This window comes from Methylobacterium pseudosasicola, assembly GCF_900114535.1.
GTDB lineage: Bacteria > Pseudomonadota > Alphaproteobacteria > Rhizobiales > Beijerinckiaceae > Methylobacterium > Methylobacterium pseudosasicola.
The window spans coordinates 48,333-70,761 of sequence record NZ_FOTK01000032.1; the positions used below are offsets into that span (position 1 = coordinate 48,333).

The 22,429-nt window shown below is 61.3% G+C and carries 19 protein-coding genes and 1 pseudogene; 10 read left to right on the top strand and 10 right to left on the bottom strand.

Annotated features, from left to right (window positions below):
• Nucleotides 1-213 precede the first annotated feature (213 nt).
• Nucleotides 214-462, bottom strand: coding sequence for a hypothetical protein (locus tag BM228_RS24625; RefSeq protein ID WP_139234180.1), 249 nt, complete (start codon nt 460-462; stop codon nt 214-216).
• A gap of 108 nt (nt 463-570) precedes the next feature.
• Nucleotides 571-1,514 (bottom strand): IS630 family transposase gene (locus tag BM228_RS24630; RefSeq protein ID WP_092044728.1). Its coding sequence is split into 2 segments (ribosomal slippage): nt 571-1,178 and nt 1,178-1,514, totalling 945 coding nucleotides; the frame shifts between segments, so codons are not numbered across the junction.
• A gap of 381 nt (nt 1,515-1,895) precedes the next feature.
• On the opposite strand from BM228_RS24630, the gene BM228_RS24635 reads away from it, so the two are divergent.
• The gene (locus tag BM228_RS24635; RefSeq protein ID WP_092044729.1) at nt 1,896-3,530 is read left to right on the top strand and encodes an inorganic phosphate transporter; all 1,635 of its coding nucleotides are present in this window, start codon (nt 1,896-1,898) and stop codon (nt 3,528-3,530) included.
• A 433-nt stretch (nt 3,531-3,963) separates the two neighbouring features.
• Here BM228_RS24635 and BM228_RS24640 read toward each other — a convergent pair whose 3' ends face one another.
• A complete protein-coding gene (locus BM228_RS24640; RefSeq protein WP_092044731.1) occupies nt 3,964-4,242 on the bottom strand; it encodes a hypothetical protein in 279 nt (92 codons plus the stop codon).
• A 199-nt stretch (nt 4,243-4,441) separates the two neighbouring features.
• On the opposite strand from BM228_RS24640, the gene BM228_RS24645 reads away from it, so the two are divergent.
• From BM228_RS24645 to BM228_RS24655, 3 genes are all read left to right on the top strand, one after another.
• Nucleotides 4,442-4,654 carry a TOBE domain-containing protein gene (locus tag BM228_RS24645; protein WP_092044732.1) on the top strand — a complete coding sequence of 71 codons (213 nt, stop codon included), beginning with the start codon at nt 4,442-4,444 and terminating at the stop codon, nt 4,652-4,654.
• 95 nt (nt 4,655-4,749) lie between these two features.
• Nucleotides 4,750-4,962 (top strand): hypothetical protein, encoded by a 213-nt coding sequence (locus BM228_RS24650; protein WP_092044733.1) that lies wholly within the window; start codon nt 4,750-4,752, stop codon nt 4,960-4,962.
• A gap of 144 nt (nt 4,963-5,106) precedes the next feature.
• Nucleotides 5,107-5,571, top strand: coding sequence for a Ros/MucR family transcriptional regulator (locus tag BM228_RS24655; protein ID WP_092044735.1), 465 nt, complete (start codon nt 5,107-5,109; stop codon nt 5,569-5,571).
• Nucleotides 5,572-5,734: 163 nt separating this feature from the next.
• Here BM228_RS24655 and BM228_RS34005 read toward each other — a convergent pair whose 3' ends face one another.
• From BM228_RS34005 to BM228_RS24695, 5 genes are all read right to left on the bottom strand, one after another.
• Nucleotides 5,735-6,082, bottom strand: coding sequence for a DUF6522 family protein (locus BM228_RS34005; RefSeq protein WP_139234181.1), 348 nt, complete (start codon nt 6,080-6,082; stop codon nt 5,735-5,737).
• A gap of 1,069 nt (nt 6,083-7,151) precedes the next feature.
• Nucleotides 7,152-7,883, bottom strand: a complete 732-nt coding sequence (locus BM228_RS24680; RefSeq protein WP_092044741.1) for a Crp/Fnr family transcriptional regulator — start codon at nt 7,881-7,883, stop codon at nt 7,152-7,154.
• A gap of 296 nt (nt 7,884-8,179) precedes the next feature.
• On the bottom strand, nt 8,180-12,013 hold the full coding sequence (locus tag BM228_RS35510; protein ID WP_092044743.1) for a PAS domain S-box protein: 3,834 nt from the start codon (nt 12,011-12,013) through the stop codon (nt 8,180-8,182).
• 6 nt (nt 12,014-12,019) lie between these two features.
• Nucleotides 12,020-12,220: a type II toxin-antitoxin system ParD family antitoxin gene (locus tag BM228_RS35900; RefSeq protein WP_092044744.1), complete on the bottom strand. Its 201-nt coding sequence runs from the start codon at nt 12,218-12,220 to the stop codon at nt 12,020-12,022.
• A gap of 360 nt (nt 12,221-12,580) precedes the next feature.
• On the bottom strand, nt 12,581-13,441 hold the full coding sequence (locus BM228_RS24695; protein ID WP_092044746.1) for a hypothetical protein: 861 nt from the start codon (nt 13,439-13,441) through the stop codon (nt 12,581-12,583).
• 278 nt (nt 13,442-13,719) lie between these two features.
• Between BM228_RS24695 and BM228_RS24700 the strand changes: the two genes are divergently transcribed.
• On the top strand, nt 13,720-14,502 hold the full coding sequence (locus BM228_RS24700) for a hypothetical protein (protein WP_139234182.1): 783 nt from the start codon (nt 13,720-13,722) through the stop codon (nt 14,500-14,502).
• A 233-nt stretch (nt 14,503-14,735) separates the two neighbouring features.
• On the opposite strand, the gene BM228_RS24705 is transcribed toward BM228_RS24700, so the two are convergent.
• Nucleotides 14,736-15,200 (bottom strand): DUF6641 family protein, encoded by a 465-nt coding sequence (locus tag BM228_RS24705; RefSeq protein WP_092044749.1) that lies wholly within the window; start codon nt 15,198-15,200, stop codon nt 14,736-14,738.
• A 713-nt stretch (nt 15,201-15,913) separates the two neighbouring features.
• Between BM228_RS24705 and BM228_RS34010 the strand changes: the two genes are divergently transcribed.
• The 4 genes from BM228_RS34010 (at nt 15,914) to BM228_RS34015 (ending at nt 21,006) form a co-directional block, all read left to right on the top strand.
• Nucleotides 15,914-16,513, top strand: a complete 600-nt coding sequence (locus tag BM228_RS34010) for a hypothetical protein (protein WP_139234183.1) — start codon at nt 15,914-15,916, stop codon at nt 16,511-16,513.
• Nucleotides 16,514-16,737: 224 nt separating this feature from the next.
• The gene (locus BM228_RS24710) at nt 16,738-18,489 is read left to right on the top strand and encodes a hypothetical protein (RefSeq protein ID WP_092044750.1); all 1,752 of its coding nucleotides are present in this window, start codon (nt 16,738-16,740) and stop codon (nt 18,487-18,489) included.
• A 68-nt stretch (nt 18,490-18,557) separates the two neighbouring features.
• Nucleotides 18,558-19,820 carry a hypothetical protein gene (locus tag BM228_RS24715; RefSeq protein ID WP_139234184.1) on the top strand — a complete coding sequence of 421 codons (1,263 nt, stop codon included), beginning with the start codon at nt 18,558-18,560 and terminating at the stop codon, nt 19,818-19,820.
• Between the two features lie 43 nt (nt 19,821-19,863).
• On the top strand, nt 19,864-21,006 hold the full coding sequence (locus BM228_RS34015) for a hypothetical protein (protein WP_139234185.1): 1,143 nt from the start codon (nt 19,864-19,866) through the stop codon (nt 21,004-21,006).
• Here the strand turns inward: BM228_RS34015 and BM228_RS36135 are convergent.
• A pseudogene (locus BM228_RS36135) lies at nt 20,952-21,517 on the bottom strand (DUF2958 domain-containing protein). The gene BM228_RS34015 and the pseudogene BM228_RS36135 sit on opposite strands and share 55 nt — an antisense overlap.
• Before the next feature lie 479 nt (nt 21,518-21,996).
• On the opposite strand from BM228_RS36135, the gene BM228_RS24730 reads away from it, so the two are divergent.
• The coding region (locus BM228_RS24730; protein ID WP_092044755.1) for a DUF892 family protein at nt 21,997-22,429 on the top strand (433 nt) is incomplete at its 3' end.

Genomic DNA, 22,429 nt, shown 5'->3' on the forward strand with positions numbered 1-22,429 from the left:
GCCATGCTCCGCGACGACGCGATCACGCTCAGGCTTTCGAAGGTTGGGTTGCTCTCTGGACCGCAGGCCAAAGAAGGCCCGCCGCGGCGGCGCCGGGCGGGCTGAGTGACGGCATAGGGTTTGGGAGGTTCGCCGTAGGCGGCGGCGCTACCATCGCGGGTGCGACAGCCACATGACGCGACGCCCGGAACCGTCGTGCGGACACAGATAGCTTCAGATCCTCTCCGGCTCCGCCAATAGGATCGCGGCTCGCACAGCAGCGCGTCGAAGGCCGACATCTGCCCATGGCTGTGAGATCAGCGTCCGAGCGAATGGATATGAGGCTACTGCCGCCGCCGGATTGATCCGATAGCCCTCGCCGAACTTCATGGTTCGAGACGTGGGATCGGCCAGATAGGCGTCCACGACCGCCGAGACATCATCATCGACGATGTCGAGTGTGACGAACAAGTCGAGTGTCATCGGGCGCTTTGCCATGGCGGAAATGTAGGCACTACTCCGCGACAGGAAGACGACCGCGGGATTGGAACCCCTCCACCCTGTTCAAATCTGCGCTAGAGCGGTTTCGGTTTAATCGGGGTCGTATCCTGCTGCGACGAAGAAGTTTGCGGCCTCGTCGGGCGTGACGGCATCGGCGAGCCGCCCGATTGTTGTCCAGAGCCCTTCGCGCGTGCGCTCGGCAGCCTTGCGCAGCCCCGCCTTCAACTTCGAGAACGCCATCTCGATCGGATTGAAGTCCGGCGAGTAGGGCGGGAGGAACAGGAGCCGCGCGCCCGCCGCCTCGATCGCCGCGCGCACGGCCGGGCCTTTGTGGCTGCCGAGATTGTCCATGATCACGATGTCCCCGGGTGCGAGTTCGGGCACCAGGACCTGATCGACGTAGACTTGGAAGGCATCGCGGTTGATCGGCCCGTCGAGCACGAACGGCGCGGCGATCCCGGACAGGCGCAGGCCCGCCACCAGGGTCGTGGTCTTCCAATGACCGTGCGGGACGGGGGAGCGCAGCCGCTGGCCGCGGGGACAGCGCCCGCGGGTGCGGGCCATGTTGGTGGCGGTCCACGTCTCGTCGAGGAACACCAGCCGGTCCGGGTCGAGATCGGGCTGGCTCTCGAACCACGCTTCCCGGGCGGCCTTCACGTCCAGCCGATCCTGCTCTGCGGCGTGGGCCGTCTTTTTTTGTACGTTAGGTCGCGCGCGTCGAGGAAAGCCCACAGCGTGCCGAGTCCGACGGTGAGGCCATGCTCGTCCTGCAACCGGGCGCGCATCTCCTCCAGGGTGATGTCAACCTTCTCGTCGATCAGCGTACGCAGGAACGTCTCGTACGGGTCGAGCTTGGAGCGGCGGGCACGCCCCTGCGGCCGGGCGGCCACCGTTCCAGTCGCGGCGAGCGCCGCCATCCAGCGGATCGCGGTTGCCTGGCCGACCCCAAAGCGGGCGGCCGCCTGACGGCGCGAGGTTGCCGCAGCCGCGGTCACCACCCGCTCGCGCAGGTCCAAGCTGTAGGGGCGGCCCATGCATCACTCCGGCTGTCGACCGGCCGAGTGAATCAGCCTCCCAGCGCCGCGTGAACCCCACCAAGCCGACTCAGCCCAAACCGAAAACGCTCTAGGATGCGGGGCGATCCGCAAGATCAGATCTGGCGCTCTGCTGCAGCGCTTTTAGTCAGTGCTCTCAGGACGGGATCGGCGCTGAGCCATCTTTCAAACTCTCGAAAAAAAACGTGCTCACGGCGTTTGGCCAGCGCGTGATCCGACTTAATACCTAGCATATACAATCTATCGGTTCTATGTTGGACGCCAAAAAGCTCGGCTACTTGATGCAGAACTGTCACGGGACCGTCATGTGGGCTCAATAAGGCCGTAGCCTAGCGCTACAAGCACTTTTGGGAGGCCTCCATGTCCGATGCCATCGCGGCACCTCCCAGTCTAACGGCTAGCGCCTCACCGCAGACGGGAAAGCCCCGGCTCGACCACGGCATTCATCCCGGCGGCGTTATCGCCTTCCTGCTCGTGCTCGTCGCTGGGCTTGGCTACGCCGTCTTCAGCCTGATCGCCGACATGAACGCCGTCCACCAGGAGCCCTTGGCGCTGAGCGCCTTCGTCCTCCTCGGCCTCGCCCTGCTGATCGCCCTTGGCTTCGAGTTCGTGAACGGGTTCCACGATACCGCCAACGCGGTGGCGACCGTGATCTACACCCACTCGATGCCGCCGTTGGTGGCGGTGATCTGGTCCGGGACCTTCAACTTCCTGGGGGTGATGCTCTCGTCGGGCGCGGTGGCCTACGCCATCGTCACCCTGCTGCCAGTCGAGTTGATCCTGCAGGTCGGCTCGGGGGCCGGCTATGCCATGATTTTCGCGCTGCTCATCGCGGCTATCATCTGGAACCTCGGGACCTGGGCATTCGGCCTGCCGAACTCGTCCTCCCACGCCCTGATCGGTTCGGTCCTTGGCGTCGGCCTCGCCAATCAGCTCATGGGCGGCCAGGACGGCACCTCCGGTGTCGACTGGACCCAGGCGCTCGGCGTGTTCAAGGCGCTCGCCTTCAGCCCGATCTGCGGCTTCGTGGCAGCCGCCTTGCTCCTCCTTGCCCTCAAGTTCACGGTCCGGCGCAAGGACCTGTACGAGGCGCCCAAGGGCGACGCCCCGCCCCCGGCGTGGATCCGCGGCCTCTTGATCCTGACCTGCACCCTGGTGTCGTTCTTCCACGGCGGCAATGACGGCCAGAAGGGCATGGGCCTGATCATGCTGATCCTGATCGGCGCTGCCCCCACGGCTTACGCGCTCAACCGCACCATGAATGCCGATGCGACCCCCGCCTTCGTCCAGACCTCCGAGGCCGCCAGCGGTGTGTTCGCGGGCCATGCCGGTGGAGGCGCGCGTCCCGATGCTGCCCAGGCCCGCAAGACCGTAGCCGACGCCCTGAAGGCGAAAGAGCTCAACAAGCCGGAGGTGTTCGGAGCCCTGGCCGCACTCTCGACCGACATCGCGGCCTCGGTGAAGAATTACGGCTCGCTGCAGCAGGTCCCGGCGGGGGCGACCTCGAACGTGCGCAATGACATGTACCTCGCCTCCGACGCGATCCGCCTGCTGCCGAAGTCCGGAGCAACCCTGTCAGAGGCGGACACCAAGACCCTCAAGGGCTACACCGAGCTGCTCAACGACGGCACCCGCTACATCCCGAGCTGGGTGAAGGTCTGCGTCGCCCTGGCGCTCGGCCTCGGCACCATGGTCGGGTGGAAGCGCATCGTCGTCACGGTGGGCGAGAAGATTGGCAAGACCCACCTGACCTACGCCCAGGGCGCCTCCGCCGAGATCGTCGCTGCGGGCACGATCGGGCTGGCCGAACTCTACGGCCTGCCGGTCTCGACCACGCATATCCTGTCGTCGGGCGTCGCCGGGACGATGGCGGCCAATGGCTCGGGCCTGCAGCTGGCCACGGTGCGTAACATGGCCCTCGCCTGGATCATGACCCTGCCGGCGGCGATGCTGATCGCCGGAACACTGTTCTTCATCCTTCGGCATATATTCTGAGGCGACTTCGAACCGAGGTGCGGTTTGAGAGCCACGAGGACGCTCAGTGAACTTGCAGTAGGCTTGCTAAGCGAACTCACACGACACGGCCAAGGTCATCTCAACGTCGTAGCACTGGCATAGGAGCACGCCCTCTGGTTGCGCAAACCGATGAGGACCCGTGGTCGATTGGTCTGATTACCTTGAAGAAGGTCGCTTTTCGGAGACGGCCAACCAAAGTTGGATGCGAGTGTACATCGCCGCGGGGCTGATCGGTATGGGGACGCTCGGGGCGATCGGCGCGATGCTCCACATCCTTCCAGCTTGAACGCCGAGACAAAGCCAACAAAAAAGCCCGCTCCGGCGAACCGGGCGGGCTGAGATGGTTCGTGGTCTCAGAAACGAACTCAGGATTGCTTGGAGCAAAGCCTGGTCCATGCCTGTGCCTGAACTATCACTTTCCGCCACCGCTACCCGTCGATCCCATCCGAGAGGGCTGACCTTCATTGCCCGCGGCGGCCGAGTCGGTGGCGATGCCATCGGCGGCGCGTCCGGTCGGCGAATAGGTTGCGGCAGGCTCATCGCCGGTCGAGCCGGGCTGGCGCGTGACCACTCCAGGCGCACCGGGCGGCACGATGACCGTAGTGCTGGTCGGCGTCTCGATGACAGCCTGGGCGAGCACGGTTGTAGTGCAAAGCGCGGCGAGAGCTGCAGCCAGAACGATCTTAGTCACACGACATACCTTATTGGATGGCTAAAGGCCTGAGCCTCATTGTGTTGCCCAACTCTGATTGCGAGCTATAGATCCAGGCACAGCCCATACGATTTCGTGAGGAAATCGGGCTCTGACTGGGCTTCCTTTGATAGCGCTAGACTAGTCCCGTTTCGAGACGATAGGGCGAGCGTAACCTCAACCTCGTAAGTGACGATCTATGAAGCACGGTGCCCGCAACGACATCCTTGCCACCGTGACGGCGATCAAGCGCGGCGGCGTGATGGCCCAGGTCGAGGTCGAACTGGTCGGTACGAGCTACCGGATGTCCTCGGTGATGACGATCGACTCGGTGGAGGAGTTGAACCTCAAGGAGGGTGACACCGTCCACGTCCTCGCCAAGGCCGTGAACGTTCTGCTGGTAAAGCCCTGACCACCTCGGCCCCGCCGCCGCGATCAAGGCAACGACTTCTTTACCCTGACCCTAGCGCGTCGAAACATGCGTGGGGCGGTGTGCGTACCCCTCTCATGAGCAGCGAACGCATCATACCGACCGAGCCGGTTCCCCAGCCCGAGGACACGCTGACCCAGATGTCGCGCTCTGAATTCATCGCGGGCTGGAAAGCGCTGGTGGGGGAGCCGCCTGCCACGATGCTCGAAGACCGCTCCGAGATGATCCGGGTCTTGTTGGAGAGCACCCCGATCGCAGCGGAAGCAGGTGCCGGTAAATCCGCACAGTGAAGCGTGAGCGGCATCGTTCACACTGATCTGTACATCTTACGGTGGAAGATTGCCGTCAGCCTGACGCAGATTTGATTTATTAATCGGTCCCGAATTTAATAATCATGATCAGCGTCAGCAAAGCGAAAATTATCAGGTTCAATCATGAAAGAAAATACAAAATTCGATCGCCCTAGCGATATCGTCACCTTAACCGCGGACATCGTCGCCGCGTACATCTCGAACAACTCTGTGCCGGTAGCCGGACTTCCGGGGCTCATTCACAGCGTGCGACGCACAGTTTCAGGGCTAACCTTAGGCGGCGTTCCCGATGCCGTCGTCATGGACGCCGATGTGCAAAGGCCGAGCCCGGCCCAGATCCGCAAGTCGGTCCAGCAGGAGGGGATCGTCAGCTTCATCGATGGCAAGACCTACAAGACCTTGAAGCGGCACCTGACAGCCAACGGCCTGAGCCCGCAGGGCTACCGCGAGCGCTACGGCCTGCCTGCCGATTACCCGATGGTTGCACCGAGCTACGCCGAGTGGCGTTCCGCCCTCGCCAAGTCGTTCGGGCTCGGCCAGCCCAGCGTTATGGCCGGGCGTGGTCGGAAAGCTCGCAAGGCAGCCTGATCCGAACGTTGCTGCCCCGCCGCCCGATCTGATCATGGGATGGCGGGGCTATCAGGTCCTGCGGCGGAGCCGATACGCAACGCGGCACGGGTTACAGGATGCCGGGGAACAGTTAGTCGAAGCACTACGACTAGGACCGGCTAGGGTCCCGGAACGGGAAGGGTCAGGCGCTCTTCAGGTTAGCTGTACTCTCCTTGCTGCCGTGCCGGTCAGCCTCGACGTCCCGCAGAGCCTCGCGCCTGTTGACAGCCATGGCGCTGGGCCGAGGCTCCCAACGGAATTCGGTCAGTAGCTGGCCATCGGCGCCAAAGATGCCCTGCCAGCCAAATTTGTCGCCGGTGATCGTCACCCGCGAGCGGCCTTCATCACGGCCATATCCACGATCGAGACGGCTATCGATGCGATCGAGAGCGACCTGCCTTCGCAGTATCCATTCTTCTACACCAAGCCGGCGAGCCAGTTCTGCAGGTTTGATCCGCCAACCACCCTGCTTGTCGAGATCGAGACGCACGCGCTAGTCCTCCGCATCTGCGGAGGTCTCTGCAAGCGGCAGTCCATCCAAATGTAGATGCGGATTTTGCTACCTCGCGCCCTATCTCACCCTCTCGCTGCTCAGGCCGATAGGGCGGTCCGATGCTGTACTCGACGTGCCGGACATGCGGCAGGCACATCAATCAATCTGCCAGGATCTGCGCCCATTGCGGTGCTCTCACCGGCGTGACCATGCGCTCGAAGGAAAGGCCCGCCGTCGGTTTCTCCAGCTTCATCGCCGCGACGGTCGTGGGCCTCGTCGCACTCGTGATTGCGAAGTGGACCGGACTACTCCCCTAGCATCAGCCTCTGAAGCGGCTCACGGCGGAGCGTCGCTGACGTTTTCATCAGGGCCAGCCACCGGGAAGCTGGCACCCGCAGCGCGCAGTGTCTGCATCAGAGCGTTCAGCTGCGCGATCGTGACGGCCGGCTCACCGGGGCTGCTCTCAGCCCGCTCCACCACACCCAGCGGGACCTTTGCTCTGGTAGCCAAGACCTGCTGTCTCCAGCCGAGTGCCACGCGTGCTGCGCGGAGCTGGGGACCCGTGATCACCCTCATCTGCTCCTATGGCCAAGCGCCTGCAGCGCCGGCTTCTATCTCATAAGCACGATGGAGGTGCTACTTGCCCCCACCGCCTTTGTAAGCCGTGATCGCGCGCCGGCAGTTCTCCGAGATCTTGTCCAAGTTCGCCTTGAAGCAGGCGTCCATCTCGGGGCTGTCCGGATCCTTGCCGTTGCAGAAGGTGACAGCGTCGCCGGAGCAGTAGGTTATGATAGATCTAGAGTAGCGCTAAGCCATTGATTGGAAGGCGATCTTGGACAGCTGCGCTAACGGTGCGCTATCTCTGAAATATGCTGTCCCGGGAGCCTGCGACGAGCTTGCATGACTGCTGTCCGACGATGCCAGCCGCGCGAAGCGCTGACGGCACTCCTCCAAAGGGACCGTTCGTCAGCCATCCGGCAACTTCGGCTTGGGGTGGAAAGCAGTGGTTAGCACAAAGCCCGAGAGCGGACATTCAATCTCGTCCACAACGTGATGATAGTTCGGGCTACTGCGCCTCCGGGTCGGCGCTCCCCTCGATCAGTCGGGCGTACTCGATCTCGGCCAAGCCGTAGCTGTCCCCCGCCAGGTCAAGCAGGCGTTCACGGTCGATGATTTGGACGCAGCCCCGGCGCGTGGCGACGAGGCCATCCTTCACCAGCGACTGCATCGCAATCGTCACGCCAGGCCGTTCTACGCCCAGCATCAGCGACATGAACTCCTGCGTGACCGTGATCTCATCGCCCTCAACCCGATCGTCGCACATCAGCAGCCAGCGGGCGAGGCGGGTTGGCGTACCGCCCCGTGCGTTTGCGAACGCCGTTTGCGCGGTCTGGATAGTTTGGGCCTGGATGTAACGGTGCAGGAGACCGCGCAGGGCGGGGCGTCGCTCCACTTCAGCGCGCAGGTCGGACACATCGACCGACAATATGTGCCCAGCTGCCTGCACGAAGTGGGTAAACGGGCTGCGATCGTCGCCGAGCAAGACCGGAGCGGCACCAACCAGGGCCTCATGGCCGAGCAATCCAATCTCGACGCGACCGCTGGGCGCATCGGAGGTGACGGAGACGATGCCCGCCTCCACGAAGTGGACGGTCCTGATCTGCGTGTTGGCCGAGATGAGCACTCGCTTGAGGGGTATCACCTCGGGACGAAGCGCAGGCGCCAGGGCAGCAAAGTCCTCTGGCGGCAGCGCGCGCAGGAGGCGATTGCGTAGGTCGGTCTGCTTGAGGGGTGCCACGTGTGCTCTTGCGTTCCGGGCAAGAGCACACACTGTCCCTCAATCGTCAGCGCCCTGAAACGAGCTGACCACAGTGAATATATGGTGATCAATAGAAATAATGTAAATCGTTCAGTATCGTATATCTTTTACATTCGATCTCGATTGCGGGCTGGATGTAAATTTCTTACTTATCGGTTCCGATTGTGAACACACGGACACCCACCAGAAGACCTTGCGATGGTCCGAGAAGGGTGGGGAACAGACTTTGGCCTTTCAGCGGGAAGCGGACGTTCCGCCTACGATCCTTGGTGTGCTCACGGTGCGTGGATGAGATCCTTGATCCGCGAGGCGAGCGCTTCCATCGCGAACGGCTTGGTCAGCACCTGCATGCCGGGCTCCAGGTGCCCGTTGCCGAGAAACGCGTTCTCCGCGTAGCCGGTGATGAACAGCACTTTGAGGTCAGGTCGCCGCTCGCGGCCCGCATCCGCCATCTGCCGCCCGTTCATGCCGCCTGGCAGACCGACGTCGGTGACGAGTAGGTCGATGCGCACGTCCGATTGCAGGACCTTCAGCCCGGCGACGCTGTCGGCCGCCTCGATCGCCGTGTAACCGAGATCCTCCAAGACCTCGGTGACCAACATGCGAACGGATGGCTCATCGTCGACGATGAGTACCGTCTCACCGTCTTTGGCACGCGCCACCTCCGCGAGCATGCCAACGGCGTCATCCTCGTCGGTCTCCCCGTAGTGCCGCGGCAAATACAGGCACACGGTCGTGCCAAGGCCGACCTCCGAGTAGATCCGCACCTGGCCGCCCGACTGCCGGGCGAAGCCGTAGATCATCGACAGGCCGAGGCCCGTGCCCTCGCCCAGCGGCTTGGTCGTGAAGAACGGCTCGAACACCTTGGCGATCACCTCCGGCGGCATGCCGGTGCCGGTGTCAGTCACGCACAGCGACAGGTACTGCCCTTCCGGGATCTCGTGCTTGATCGCGGCCGGTCGATCCAGCCACTTGTTGGAGATCTCAATGGTAATGCGCCCACCGTCCGGCATCGCGTCGCGGGCGTTGATACACAAGTTCAGCAGCGCGTTCTCAAGCTGGCCCGGGTCGATCAACGTGGGCCACAGCCCCGCGGCGCCGACCACCTCCAGCGCGATCTGCGGCCCGATGGTGCGTCGGATTAGCTCTTCCATCTCCAGCACCAGTCGGTTCACGTTGGTGGGCTTGGGGTCGAGCGTCTGGCGGCGCGAGAAGGCGAGTAGACGGTGGGTGAGCGCGGCGGCGCGCTTGGCCGCGCCCTGGGCCACCGTCATGTAGCGGTCGAGATCGTTCAGCCGCCCTTGGCTCATCCGGGTCTGCATCAACTCCAGGCTCCCGGAGATGCCGGCGAGCAGGTTGTTGAAGTCGTGCGCCAGCCCACCCGTGAGCTGGCCGACCGCTTCCATCTTCTGCGACTGGCGGAGCAGCTCCTCGGCCTTCATGAGCTCCGCCGTGCGCTCGGCGACGTGCTGCTCCAGCGTCTCGTTGAGGGCGCGAAGATCCGCGGCGGCACGGTCGCGCTCGGCCTCGACGGCGCGACGCGCCTCGACGTCGAGAAGAACGCCGGGGAAGCTCAGGGGCGTACCGTCCGGTCCATGGTCGACCCGACCATTGGCTTCCAACCAATAGTATTTCCCGTCCGCGCGCCGGGTGCGATACTGATGGGCGTAGGCACCGCCGCGCGCGACGGCCTCGTTGATCGCCTCGGCCAGCCCCGCCTGGTCGTCGGGGTGGACGGTCGCGACGATCTGAGCGAGCGGGATGCCTTCCCGGCCGAGCGCCGGATCCAGGCCGAAGGCACTTGCGAAGGCCTCGTCGATGGTGAAGCGGTCGGTCGGCAAATCCCAGTGCCAGGTGCCGATGATCGCCCCGGCCGCAAGCGCGAGTTGGACGCGCTCCACGTTCTCACGCGCGAGCGCCTCGCTGGCGCGCAGGCGCTCCTCCGCCACGCGCCGGGCAGTAACGTCGTTGAAGAAGATTGCGATCTGCTGCTCGACCGGATCACCGACCGGGACAGCCCGGACCTCGAACCAGCGCCCAAATGCCTCGGCATAGTTCTCGAAGTTGGCGGGCTCTCTGGTCTTGGCGACCCGCCCGTAGGTCTCGAACCAAAAGCGCTCCAGGTCCGGGGCGAACTCCGTGACCCACTTCCCGCGCAGATTGACCCCGGCCTCTCGCTCGAAAGCGGGATTGGCCTCGACGAAGCGGTAGTCCACCGGCTCATCATCGGCGTCGAACTTGACCTGAACGATGGCGAAGGCCGCCTCGACCGTGTCCAAGATCGTCCTGAACCGCTCGTCGCTGCGCGCCAGGGCGTCGATCGCCTGTCGCTGTTCGGTGACGTCACGGGCTATGCCCGAGAACCGCATCGGACGCCCGGCGGGGTCGCGTTCGATTTCCCCCTTGCGGGCGATCCAACGCAGTTCGCCGGTGTCCGGACGGCGGATACGGTACTCGACATCCCGAGGCGGCTCGCCCTCTCGCCGGGTCTCCGCGGTCGAGATGAGATGCGCGTCCTCGGGGATGATCAGGCCCTCGAACGCGGTCGCCGGGTAGCTCGCCCGCTCGGGCAAGCCGTAGAGGCGACAGAACTCCGGGGTCGGGGTGAGAACGTTGTCGGCCAAGTCGATCGTGAACAGGCCGACACCGCCGGCCGCCTGCGCCTGACGTAGGCGCTCCTCCGCTTCCGCGAGTGCCTGTCCCGCCAAGTGCTGGTCGGTGCGGTCGCGCAGGATCTTGACGAAGCCGATGGCCGTGCCGGCCTCGTCGCGCACGGCCATCATCTCGCCGGCGGCCCAGAACCGCTCACCGCCCTTGCGCAGATGCCAGCGCTCGTCGATGCCGCGGCCCTCGGTCAGGGCGCTGTGCATCTCCTGCGCGGGGATATCGGCGGCGCGGTCCTCCGGCGTGAAGAACACGTCGGCGGGCTTGCCGCAGATGTCCTCAGGTGTCCAACCGAGGATGCGCGTGGCGCCCTCGTTCCAGTCGATCACATGCCCGTCGAGGTCGATCACGATGATGGCGTAGTCGGTGGCGCTCTCGAACACCGCCCGGTACCGGCTCTCGCTCGCCTGCACGGCACGCTGAGCGGCGGCCTCGCGGGCTTCGATCAGGCCAGCCGAGGCCGCACCGGCGAACAGCCGGGCGACTTGCAGGTGACGCTCCGTGAAGGCGTCCGGTCGGCTCGATTGCAGCTTCAGCACACCGATGCTCTTACGCCCCCGGAATACCGGCACGGTCACGCACGAGCGCAGCTTCATCCGCTCGGCCCGGAGCTGGTTGACGCGCAGGTCGACCCGCACGTCCGGCACCAGCAACGGCTTGCGGGACTGGAAGCAGGCTCCGGACAGGCTGCCCTCCAGCGGCACGCGCTGACCCCGGAAGGCTTTGAGGGTGCCGGCAACGGCCCGGTAATCCAGCGCCTTGCCGTCGACGAGCTCGACGGCCCCGCCGTCAGCCTCGGACACGGCTTCCATGGCGCCGTCGATGAGGATCTTCAGGATGGCGTCGAGGTCACCCCCGGCTTCCGAGATTGCCATCTGCGTGCGGTGGAGCGTCTCGCGGGTATGCTGAACCACCGCCTGTTCGGCCAGCAGCGCGTCGCGGCCGGCCACAGCCCGCCTGAGATCGAGCTGGCTCATCACCTGTCGTGCGAGCGCCTTCAGGTTGCTGGCCTGAGCCTCGGTTAGACCACTCGGACGCGGCGCGGTGTCGATGACGCACAGGCTGCCGATGACCTGCCCCTCGGCGGTGCGCAGTGGCGCGCCGGCATAAAACCGGATGTACGGATCGCCGGTGACGAGCGGGTTCGCCTCGGTGCGCGGATCAACCGTGAGATCCGGGATGACGAGCAGGTCCGGCTCGGCCAGGGCGTGGGCGCAGACCGAGCTATTGAGGTCGGTCTCGCAGTGGGGAAACCCGACGCGGGCTTTGAACCATTGCCGATCGGCCGCGACGAGGCTGACCAGGGCCACCGGGGTCTGGCACAGCTGGGTGGCCAGCTGCACGATGTCGTCGAAGCCTTCCTCGGGCGCGGTGTCGAGGATGTTGTGGGCGTCGAGCGCGGCGAGCCGGACCGGATCACGGACGATATCAGCGATGGCGGACATGACGCTTCAGACCGAACCGCGCTCGGTCGCCGACCGCCCACCCATAGGCGGGGTGCTGAGTATGGCGCCCTCACGGTCGATCTGTAGGCGCAGAGCCGAGCGGACGACCTCGCTGGCGCTGCTGTAACGCCCCGAGGCGACCTGGGCCCGGATGTAGGCTTCTAGCTCTTTCGTGAGAGCGATGCAGCGCGTGGGCGTGGCGGACATGGGTCGCCCTCGCACGGCTGAGCAGAGCTATCAATCCTTATGGGTGACGGCGGCCTTCAACTCTACGCCATCACCGATCTCGATAATTCTCCGTTCCCGGTGCCGATTGCGGCACGATCGCCTTCCACCCGCCCCAGTCGTACAGCCCTACTTCTTCACGCGCCTGGGAGCGGACCTTCCGACCTTCTGCAACGGGTCGGAAGCGGGCGGAAGGGCGATGTCCGCTTCAATGCCGCGCTCCGCGAGCGGACCGTTGCAGATCCGTTCAACCAAGCTTGAGAAGGGGCCTATGGGTCTGCCTTGATGACGTGTTGTAGCAATTGTGCTTAGGGCAGAAATTTTATTTAGTATAACTTGGTATTATTGCGTCCACAGAACCTCTTTGATAGCGCAGCTCGTAATACTGCGGCCAGCAAAAAATTCGGTGTTATAGAGGGTGATGCGCTGCCCCGGCGGTACGATGTAGCTGGTGGCGTCCGCATACAAGGGGATCACCCAGAGATCCTGCTTGTGCGGACTGCTGCCGCTCGCAGCGTTCAGGACCCAACATGAAAAACCCACCCGTGTGAGGCTGGCGTCCCGCCGCGTGTTGGTGACCTCAAACACGTAGCGGTTGTCCTTGTCCTTGGCGGAGGTGAACGAGGGTTTGAATTTGGGATCCGCGTAGAATTCCGCGGAATCGATGCCGCAGGTGGTGAGAGGCAAGCTCATGCCGGGCTCCCACAGGATGCCGGACCTGCTCAATAACCGCTGCTCCACCTCCTCACCCGGGGCGAGCCATCCCCCGGCACCCACTGAGATCGTCTGCACCCTCTGGCTGGGGGTACCGTTCGCGAACACTGGCGTGCATCGGACCATAGCCAGGCGCAGCCAATCTCGAGGATGCCGATTGGTGATCCTCCCGTACAGGTGAGAGCCTTCGATCCGGGTCTCCAGGTTCACGGGTGCATCCGCGCCGTAGCGGTGAAAGGCGCCGCTGGGTTTGATCCCATCCTGAAGAATGTATTCGCTGTAACCCATGGCCAGGGGGAGCGCCCCAACGACGAGCAGCATTAGGATCGAGCTGCGAAGTACACCCGCCACGAGGATGAGAAGGCCAGCGCCGAACACCAACACGCCGAGGATGATGAACTCGTACAAGTAGGGGGCGAATGGATCGAGGCCGTAGTACCAAGCTGCGAGCGTGCCGATGGCCGTGCTCGTGAGCCAGAGCCTGAGCATGCCTTATCCTCGCGTCGTTGGAGGATCAGTTGGGCAAACCCACTCCGAGTGCTGCCTCCTCCCCTCACAGCGACAGCTGTCATCCCGCGCCCAGGAAGCCCCAGCACCGGCGGGGCGCGGGTTCAGCGCTCTAGCAGCCCGGGAGCCCTTCAAGCGTGTGGGCGAGCGTCCTGGAGCAGGGCTGATAACTCTGGCCATCACCGCTGGGGCGATGGCACATATTCGCTCATGTCCACGCTCACCCATTCCCTGTCTGGGGTCTCCTCACTCGATCCAGCTTGGATACCCTGCTGGAGCTGTTGGCCGGAGGAATGCCGGGGGTGATCACTGTCGATGCCACACCGGATCAGGTGATGGGCGCGCCACTGGTTGGTATCACGCGCCTGATGCTCGATCGGGCTCAGGCACTCGCTAACCTCACGCTGACCGCCACTGGTGCGCTGAGCCGCGTCGACGTTCGCGCGCTTTTCGATGCCATGACCTGGCCCGGCTATGACAAGGCTCAGGTGCTCTCGATGAACAAGGTGCTCAACGAGATCGACGTGATGCCCGTGGAGGCCACCCGGCTCATCGCGCAAACTGCCAAGCTGCTTCGCAAACGGCAGCGGCGCCTGCTGGTGACCAAAGCTGGTGCAGCGCTTGCCAATGACGAGCAGGCCGGTGATCTGTTTCGTTGCTTGTTCGAGACGATGTTCTGGCGCGTCAACCTTGGCTATTTCGACCGAGTGCCCATGGAGGCCTGGCCGCAGAACCACATCGGCATCGTGCTGTGGTGCCTTTCCGTCATGTCGCCGGAATGGGTTGCGCGGGAGGACCTGATGCGCAGCTGTACGGTTTGGGACCCCGCGCTGGACCACGGCCCGGCGGATTTCGCGGGCTTTGCCTTCGAAAGCCGGGTGCTGCGACCGCTGACGTGGCTGGGTCTGTTCGAAACCCGGTTGGTGGGCGATGAGAGCGCCCCATCGTGGCGGCGTGATCGGCAATATCGGAAAGCCCCGCTGTTCGATCAGGCCATCCGGTTCCGCGTAGAGCTCGCCAAACCAGCGGGCCTCGCGCACTGAGTGGTCGCCAGAGGGGTGCGAAGGCCGTTGGCAGCGTCGCGGTCGCTGGATTTTGACGTTCTGCGCGCGAGTAGCTGGCGACCACATTGGCTTACCTAAGCTCTTGAGATTACGCTCAGAAAAACCGGTAGAACGCAGTTTTTGAGGGTATGTACGGGGTCCTCTTCCCACGTAGCAGACGGCGCAGTGAGCGGCATGATCAGCCGTGCCGTTCACCGTCCCTCTCGCAGCGATCAAGCTGCCCGGGGCTTGCGGCGCTCCGCCATCATGAGCCCGCGGGCCGCCGCCGCCTCCTTGATCTGCGGATCCAGTTCCCCCGCGCGCACGGCGGTGATCAGCGCTTCAAGGGTGCCCGGCAGTTTGTCCAGGCTGCCGATGCTGATCGCCGCTTTGCCCGGCTGCAGCTCCAGTGGCTTGCCGCCCACGCGCATGATGAAGTGCACGGTGCCCGCCGGGTCCTGAAACCAGCCCCGGCGCACGCGGCGGTTGACCTCAACCCGCACGCGCTGACCCGAAGCATCCTTGCGCAGAGCCAGCATCCTGGGCGGCTCATACAGGCGGCCTTCCAGCGAGGCGCTCACCATGTCCCGCTGGTCTGCCAGTTGTGCCAGCAGCTTGTCCCGTGCACGGCCCAGTGGATCGTTGGCCGATGCGGTGGGAGCAGCGGCACTCAGCTTGAGGGTCTTCAACACACTCATTTCCATCTCCTCACATGTGAGCTCCGTCAGCCCTCATGCTCGGGACGCTACTGCCGTGATCCTGCCGTTCAACCAAAGACTTTCTCAGAGGTTAGAGTGGATTAACGGCCGCGCCATATAGTGGTAGCCATATTGACGTGCGAACAGTCTTGGCGGATTTCCCTACACTGGCACTGTTTCGGGAAAATCACGAAAATAAGTCATTGAGAACACGCTCAAAATTTTCGTGTTTTCGTGCATTTTGGGCGCACTGCATCTCACGTCGGCGGCGCGGCACAACCTTCCCAGCCCATTAACCCAAGAACCAAATGGGTAGACTGGAAGTCCGCTCGTGGCGCGCCCCATGGAGCGACAGCGAAGTGGCGCCACGAGCAGCCCTCGTCTGATGGCACCGCCAGCAGAACGAGGAGCGGAGCGCCGGGACGTCCGACGGCTTCGCGAGTGGCTTGCGAGCAGAGCGAGCAAGGCACGACGCGAAACGTCGTATGTCAGGACGGCTATGCCTGATCTAGTTGGCAGCAATCTGAGTGCGTCTATCTACTCCTACGGAGTAGATGGATGTAATCTATTACTTTCCATCTAGGTCAGTATTGCCTCCTATAAATATACATACAACCAACCTATTGCCATGCTAGTGATTTTACTGGCTCAGACCACAATCTGGTTCTTCAAAGGCTATGAGTTGATGGTTCCAAAAACAGGAGATAATAACGATGGTGAATATCGCATTTGAAACGAGGGTCAATGCTTTCTTGCATCAAAGATATGCAGCAAGCAAAAGCTATCAAGAGGGGCGGGGGCGCATTTTCGACATCAGTTTTGAGGAATACTGCGCCATTTGGAAAAGTAGTCGATATCAGCTTGCAAGATTGCGAGAGCGGATTTTGATGAGGGACGCTTGGGAGTTTATGGCCAGCGAGGACGGTTATGTGCTGACATGGAAAAACAAGGATGCTTTCAAAGCGGGCATCATCAATGCACAAACAATGGAGATCAAAACTCGAAAGAAGAGCAGGCGGGTGTGCCATATGCAGCCGGGTGAGACCCATCGACCCGAGAGCATCGAAAAGATCCGGAAAGCCAGGACCGGAACAACCCAGTCACCATCAGTACGCCAAGCCATCGGTAAGGCTCTTAAGGGCCAGCCCAAGAGTGCTGAGCACAAAGCCAAGATGAAGGCTGCAGCTCTGGCTCGGCACGCGAGGCGGAGGGAGCAGAGCCTGAGTTCTATGGCGACAGAGAACACCTTTCCGTTGAACGGAAAGGTGCCAGTTAACCAATCCAAGCCAAGTAGTCAGATTTCAGTCCAATAATACGTAAAAACAGTGCTTGACGACTCTATAGGATGTGATATCTATACCCCCGACTGCGCGGGCCGATTCTCTTGCCTACGCAATCGATTGGTTGGCGGTGGCAGCTTGCTGCGCACCCGGAGCCGCGAGGTCCATCCAACCACCAAAACTTCCGCGCGTATGCGGCCGTTTTGACGTGCTGCCAATCCTGGCAGTGCGGCAATCGATTGTGTTTGGAGATTTCGATGACTGCCGTTCCCACTCAGCACGCTGCCGATCCCGCGCCTGCTCTCGCTATCATCACTGACACGACCTCTCTGTCTGCGTTGATCGCAGCCAACCAGGACCTGATCGACGACAAGGTTCCCGAAGGTGGTGCCGACCCCACCGACGCGGACCGCGCCACTTGGCAGAACTCCATCACCGCGATGGGCTCGGTCGTGGCGATCGCTGGCAACCGGTCACGATTTGCCAACTGGACAATGCTCGCGATGGCCATGCTGTCATTCCGGCATGCGTCCAACAACCAGTTCCCGGACGCATTCGGAGAGGGCAAGTTCAAGAAGCCTGGTAGCAACCACGTGTTTGCGCCAGCCGCTTCGGCGATCTTCGGCCTAAACGTTGGCGATGCCGTCAACAAGACGCATAACAGCAAGCGAGTGAACTCGCTCTGCGCGCAGCGGGACGGCTTGCTTCTGGCTCTTCGGGAGGAAGGGCTCAGTCTCGAAGACATGCCATTGAGCCGCGATAGTGTTCTCAAACTGTTGGGCGTTATCGAGAAGGCGGGTGGCACTAACGCTCTCGAGCGCAAGGAAGCTGCCGACGACGATCAGTCGCCACAACCCATCGCGCTGAGCTCCGAAGAGAGGGGAAGGTTTCTATATGCCCGCGGCCTGTCTCTACTGAAAGGTATGGGCGGAGCTACGCCCAAAGTCGTGCTCCAGGCCGTGCGCCCCGACGGCACAACCGAAGAGGTGGGCGAGGTAGCTGAGAACCTGGTCACCAAGGCAGTTGCCGACCTGGCGAAGCCATTGCCTCGCACTCAGGCGCTCGCGGAAGCGATGGACATGGGGCGATGCGTGATCGCTGAAGTCACATCAATCGTCGCGCAACCGGGAACAGACCCACACAGTCCTCGGACACCCCGGCGGCATGACGAACCGCAGATGGTGTTTCACCCAGAGGGAAAAATCACTTGGAGTCTTTTGATGGCCAAGAGCAGCGTGGTTGTCGAGGTACGACCGCTCGTGCCCGACATCATTCTGGGTGCCAAGGTTCAGGGGCATACTCGGCTAGATACCCAGAGGCGCAAGGTCGTGGAGGAAAACATTTTGCCAAGGGAACGCCGAGTTGTCTTTGACGTCGGCGTAGAAGCTACCGAGAGGGTGACCGGCGTTGGCAAGTTGATGTTGTTTACCGGCGTAGCCAGCGATCCCGCCGTAGGCAAGGATAGAGTTGGAGTGCTGCTTCAGGGGCTCACTGGTCCTCTACCCATGGAGCTGAGGCCGGACATAACATTTCGCGCCAACTGCGAGGCTGTGCCTGCGGTGTTCCACGGCTACGCCGGCCCGTACGCGGATAACGCGGCTAAGGCCGTGAAGACCGCTACAAGGAAGGCCAATCCGCCACCGGACGTCACCATTACGATTGGTGCAATAGGATTTACGTCTAGTGGAGTTGAGGCTGACGCCCGTCCGGTCGGCATGGCGGTCGATCATGTTCAGGGAGCAAGCTCTGTGTCCGTCCGCCTGGACGACTACGTGGCATTCCTCAAAGCCTTTGCCGCGGTGTACCCCGAGGTCAATCTCGGTGTGATATGTCGCGTCGGAGATGACGGAGTTTGCTTCGAATTTGGTACAACGAGCTCTACCTATCGAGTGTTCATCCCGTTGTCTGACAATGGCGTTCGAATGAACAGTGGTGTTCGCAAGATTGCTGATGAGAAATGGCCCAAGGGGGCTTCGCTAACCCCGAACAATGAACCCGCCAAGATCTAGCAATCAACTGAGGGGAGCCTTTTAAAAGGCTCCCCATCCATCACTCATTCCATCGACTGGACAATGATATGATCGCGCTTCATCAGCGTGCGAACAACTACGCGCGCTTTCTACCGGCCATCAATGGCACATTCGCTCAATTTACACGCAAGCCTACGTCTGCACATAAGCGACCGCTTCCTGCCGGTCTTGCCGCCCACCAATTGGACTTCCTCGATCCGGCCGGATTGTTTCACTACCCCTGGGCCCTCTATACAGCCGCGGAAGGGGTTTACGACACCAAGCCCACAATGGTGAGCCTTCGCGACCCAAGCACATCGTTCCTACTGGGCGATAGCGGCGGTTTCTCCGTAATCAGCGGAGCTGTGAAGGAGGCGCTTCAGACGTTTCGCGAACGCTCGCTCAAGTGGATTGAGATCAACTGCAATGTGGGGCTTCCCGTCGACGTGCCGACTCGCGCTATCGACGCACAGTCCAATGTTTGGACCTTTCGTAAGTGCCTTGATGCCACCCTAGACAACACGGACTACGCCATTGCCAATGCCCGTGCGGGAACCCGGCTTCTAGCTGTGTACCAGGGGCGCAATCATCAGGAGGCTCGAGCTTGGGCAGCCGAGATGAAGACCCGACGCATGTGGGGCATTGCGTTGGGCGGCCACACCCGCCTGGATTTTTGGTTTTGGTGCAAGGCGATTAAGAAGCTTATCGACGACGGCTATCTGGATCACATCCGGCACATCCACGTGCTAGGCACCACCGAGCCCGGGGTTGCTGTGCTACTCACGGCGCTCAAGCGAGCATTGCACGGCTATCTAAAACGGGACGATCTCGAAGTCACCTTCGATAGCAGCCGCGCGTATAGGATCGCACAAGCCTATGGGCAGGTCACCCTAGGGTTGAAGCTGGGTATGACTGGCAACAGCGGCTCCGATAACGCCTTCGACTTCCGTTTGTTCTCCTTCCCGCAACGTGGAGCGAAACTGGATCGAAGCATCCGCTTTCCGTTTGATAGCCCTCTTGGTCGGCTCTGCACGCTAGGTGATTTCATGCCTGGCAGTAGTCCCGCCGTTCCGGCCTTCGATTCCGTAGGCTCCAATCTCCTCAGTCACCATGAAACTTACATGGAGTTGAGCGCCATCGAGCAGGCAAACCTTCTTTGCGACATGGATCTGAGCATGGGATCTCTCGTTCCCTGGCACGTCCAAGAGGGCGTGCGGGCGATCCATCATCTGTTTGAGACTGAGAATATTTCGCATTTCGACAATCGAAAGCAACAGCTGCAGTTTTACAACAAAGGCTTGCTGAGCAACGTCTTGGACGATTTCCGTTAAACGGAAAATCTACAGTTCAAATAAAATTCGCGCTGGATTTGTAATGCTGGGGATCATCCGATTGATGTTCAGCATTTTTGCAACGAAAAGGAAGGCAATGAAAAAAGTTACGAAGATCATAAATGATAATTTTGTCGCATCTTTTCCGATTTCTAGCACAGTGGATGATCCTCCTATTATGCCTATCAATGAAGCCATCCAAGAGACGAATGAAGTCAATTCAAGCAGCGACTTGAGTAAAGCAAATCCCCCTCTAAATACATCGTCCGCTGACGGAGTGGCGACGGAGGTTACCAAGCAATTTGGTGCCTTTATCACATCGTTCCGCGCGTCCGATGACAACAAATGGCGCAAGCGTAGAAAAGCTTTTGCCCAGCAAATCACAACTTGGTTAGACAATACGGACGTGCAATTGCACTTTCGGTTGAGCGGATGGGGCCAAAAGGATCTGGACTCCTTCGAACTTGACTATGCCGGATGCCTGGCCCGGGCCCAAAAGTTGGGCGGTTCCGTCAAACTGGTTCCGGGAGCGATGCTGATCCACAATCGTATCGAGTGCCTCAAGGCGTTTTACACGAGCGATTACGACTGGGGCATTATGATGGACGATGATGCAGTGCTCTACGAAAAGGCACAGCACAACAGCGCCTGGAGGTTATTCCCCGAGATGGCAAAGAACGGACAGGCTGCCTATGCAGAAGTCGATGTCTTTTTTCCCAACAATCCAGGCAAGCCCGGCGGAGGCTTCAACGTAAAGTATGCGGCGGATCCGCAGCTGTACGCTAGAAATCATGTTTTTGAACGCAACCCTGATCTCAAGGGCAGCATGTTCATTGTGCGGAACTTTCGCAAAGCAGGGCGCCACGAAGTTTTGCCCGACCCCTCATACACGATTCACGGCGAGGACACCTTGTTCGCGACAGAGGCGATCAAACGCGGCTGCACTGTGATGAAGTGCTGGAATATCAATCTCAAGGAGTTGGTGGGCGAGCGCGATAGTTACTTTGGTGGTGGTCGTTCCACCGCTATGCGAGAGGCGCACGTCCGTATCGCTGAGATGTACAAGGGTGATGGGCTTCGAATGCGTAAGCCAGACGATCAAAGTAGCAAGACGTTGGAACGCAAGGAATTCTACGCCAACTGCTGGAAGGCCCGGCCCACAAAGTGGACCACGCCCAAACCGTGAAGAAGCAGGGGGCTTGATCGACATAGGCCCCCCCAGAGTTCACAGCGCGCCGTCAGTGGCATGACTATATTGTTTTTCCCGCTGTTCGGCTCAATGATTCTGCCCGCTGCTCTCGCGGCACGCGCATATACGGAGATTGGCCGCGTGCCCCGGAACGAGAGATCGCGTTCAAAGCCAATTGCGAGGCCCGCGCTGACCTCTTGAGCTCTTCTAGACTCACATAACCCAGCTCGGGCTCGCCGACGCCAAGATCACAGAGCCCGAAGAGGGTGTCACCGTCGGCATCAAGCTCGCAGGGCAACCAGGTCGCCGGCCCCATGGGATTAAACAGCTTGACCACGGGAGAGTGATCCCGGTCTCGCTGTCGGCCGTTAGATAGGAGCAGTTTCCGGGTTGCGGCATCAATCAGGGACAGCATGCGTATCCTCCTACTGCAAGGAGCGAGACGTGCAGCCAGGAGCACCAAAGGGCGAGCATCTCGACGAGGAGCCCCGCCCGGGCGAAACATCATAAAATGTTGATTAAGTGATTTAGAGCGCTAAGACGCTGTGCTCATTGAGCGTTATGGATCGACATTGCTATGTTGTTATTAGACCGAGTTTATATTTCATATGCACTATGCAATAAATTCGAATTCGATTAACTGATGTTTCTGCCCACCTGAATTGAAATTAAACTTAGAAATAAAAATGGCCGCGGCCGTCTATAATGGGTGGAATGCTGACGTTCCGCTGCGGGGCAGATCCTGTGGCGAAACGGACCTCGCAGCCGGAGCCATTCACAACCGTTCCAGATAGTTGGAAAGGTCGACCCTGAGTGAACCCCACAAGCCAGGACTATCGCTCGCAGAGCCGAAGAAATCCTGAGTTGGACCCGGCGTTCGCCCGCCGCGTTGGCCATTATGGTCGCTCACATCAACCGAACGGCTCGAGTGGTCAGGTCTGCCAAACAGACATTGAGCCAAGAACGGCGAACACGAGGCGTGAAACGATGTCAGGGAACCGGCGACTTTTCGAGGACGGGTTACATCTGCTCCACGAAGCGCATCGGCAGGGGGCGGCACAGGCGGCACGCAACGACAAGACGTCGACGCTGCCAAAGCTCAAACAGATGCTGGAGGCGGGATCCAAGCAGAACATCGTTCAGCAGAAGCGGTTGGACGAAGTATTTGATCTAATCGGCATCAGGCCCGATCCCAAAAAAGATCCAGCCATGCAGGGCATCTGCGATCTCAACGAAGCAGAAATAGCCAAGCACAGGAACGCCGTCGACCGCGATCTCATCAACATTGAGTACGGTCAAGTTGCGGCGCATTTCTACATCGCCCGGTATGGGACGCTACGTAGTGCTGCGCACGCGCTCGGGCACGCCAAAGCCGCCAAGCTTTTAGATCGTACGCTTGTCGAGACCCGCGCGATCGATC

What these genes read in the sequence shown, in the direction of transcription:
- BM228_RS24625 (WP_139234180.1), bottom strand. Translation starts at nt 462, where the DNA reads ATGACACTCGACTTGTTCGTCACACTCGACATCGTCGATGATGATGTC.
- BM228_RS24635 (WP_092044729.1), top strand. Translation starts at nt 1,896, where the DNA reads ATGTCCGATGCCATCGCGGCACCTCCCAGTCTAACGGCTAGCGCCTCA.
- BM228_RS24645 (WP_092044732.1), top strand. Translation starts at nt 4,442, where the DNA reads ATGAAGCACGGTGCCCGCAACGACATCCTTGCCACCGTGACGGCGATC.
- BM228_RS24650 (WP_092044733.1), top strand. Translation starts at nt 4,750, where the DNA reads ATGAGCAGCGAACGCATCATACCGACCGAGCCGGTTCCCCAGCCCGAG.
- BM228_RS24655 (WP_092044735.1), top strand. Translation starts at nt 5,107, where the DNA reads ATGAAAGAAAATACAAAATTCGATCGCCCTAGCGATATCGTCACCTTA.
- BM228_RS35510 (WP_092044743.1), bottom strand. Translation starts at nt 12,013, where the DNA reads ATGTCCGCCATCGCTGATATCGTCCGTGATCCGGTCCGGCTCGCCGCG.
- BM228_RS35900 (WP_092044744.1), bottom strand. Translation starts at nt 12,220, where the DNA reads ATGTCCGCCACGCCCACGCGCTGCATCGCTCTCACGAAAGAGCTAGAA.
- BM228_RS24695 (WP_092044746.1), bottom strand. Translation starts at nt 13,441, where the DNA reads ATGCTCAGGCTCTGGCTCACGAGCACGGCCATCGGCACGCTCGCAGCT.
- BM228_RS24705 (WP_092044749.1), bottom strand. Translation starts at nt 15,200, where the DNA reads ATGAGTGTGTTGAAGACCCTCAAGCTGAGTGCCGCTGCTCCCACCGCA.
- BM228_RS34010 (WP_139234183.1), top strand. Translation starts at nt 15,914, where the DNA reads ATGGTGAATATCGCATTTGAAACGAGGGTCAATGCTTTCTTGCATCAA.
- BM228_RS24710 (WP_092044750.1), top strand. Translation starts at nt 16,738, where the DNA reads ATGACTGCCGTTCCCACTCAGCACGCTGCCGATCCCGCGCCTGCTCTC.
- BM228_RS24715 (WP_139234184.1), top strand. Translation starts at nt 18,558, where the DNA reads ATGATCGCGCTTCATCAGCGTGCGAACAACTACGCGCGCTTTCTACCG.
- BM228_RS34015 (WP_139234185.1), top strand. Translation starts at nt 19,864, where the DNA reads ATGCTGGGGATCATCCGATTGATGTTCAGCATTTTTGCAACGAAAAGG.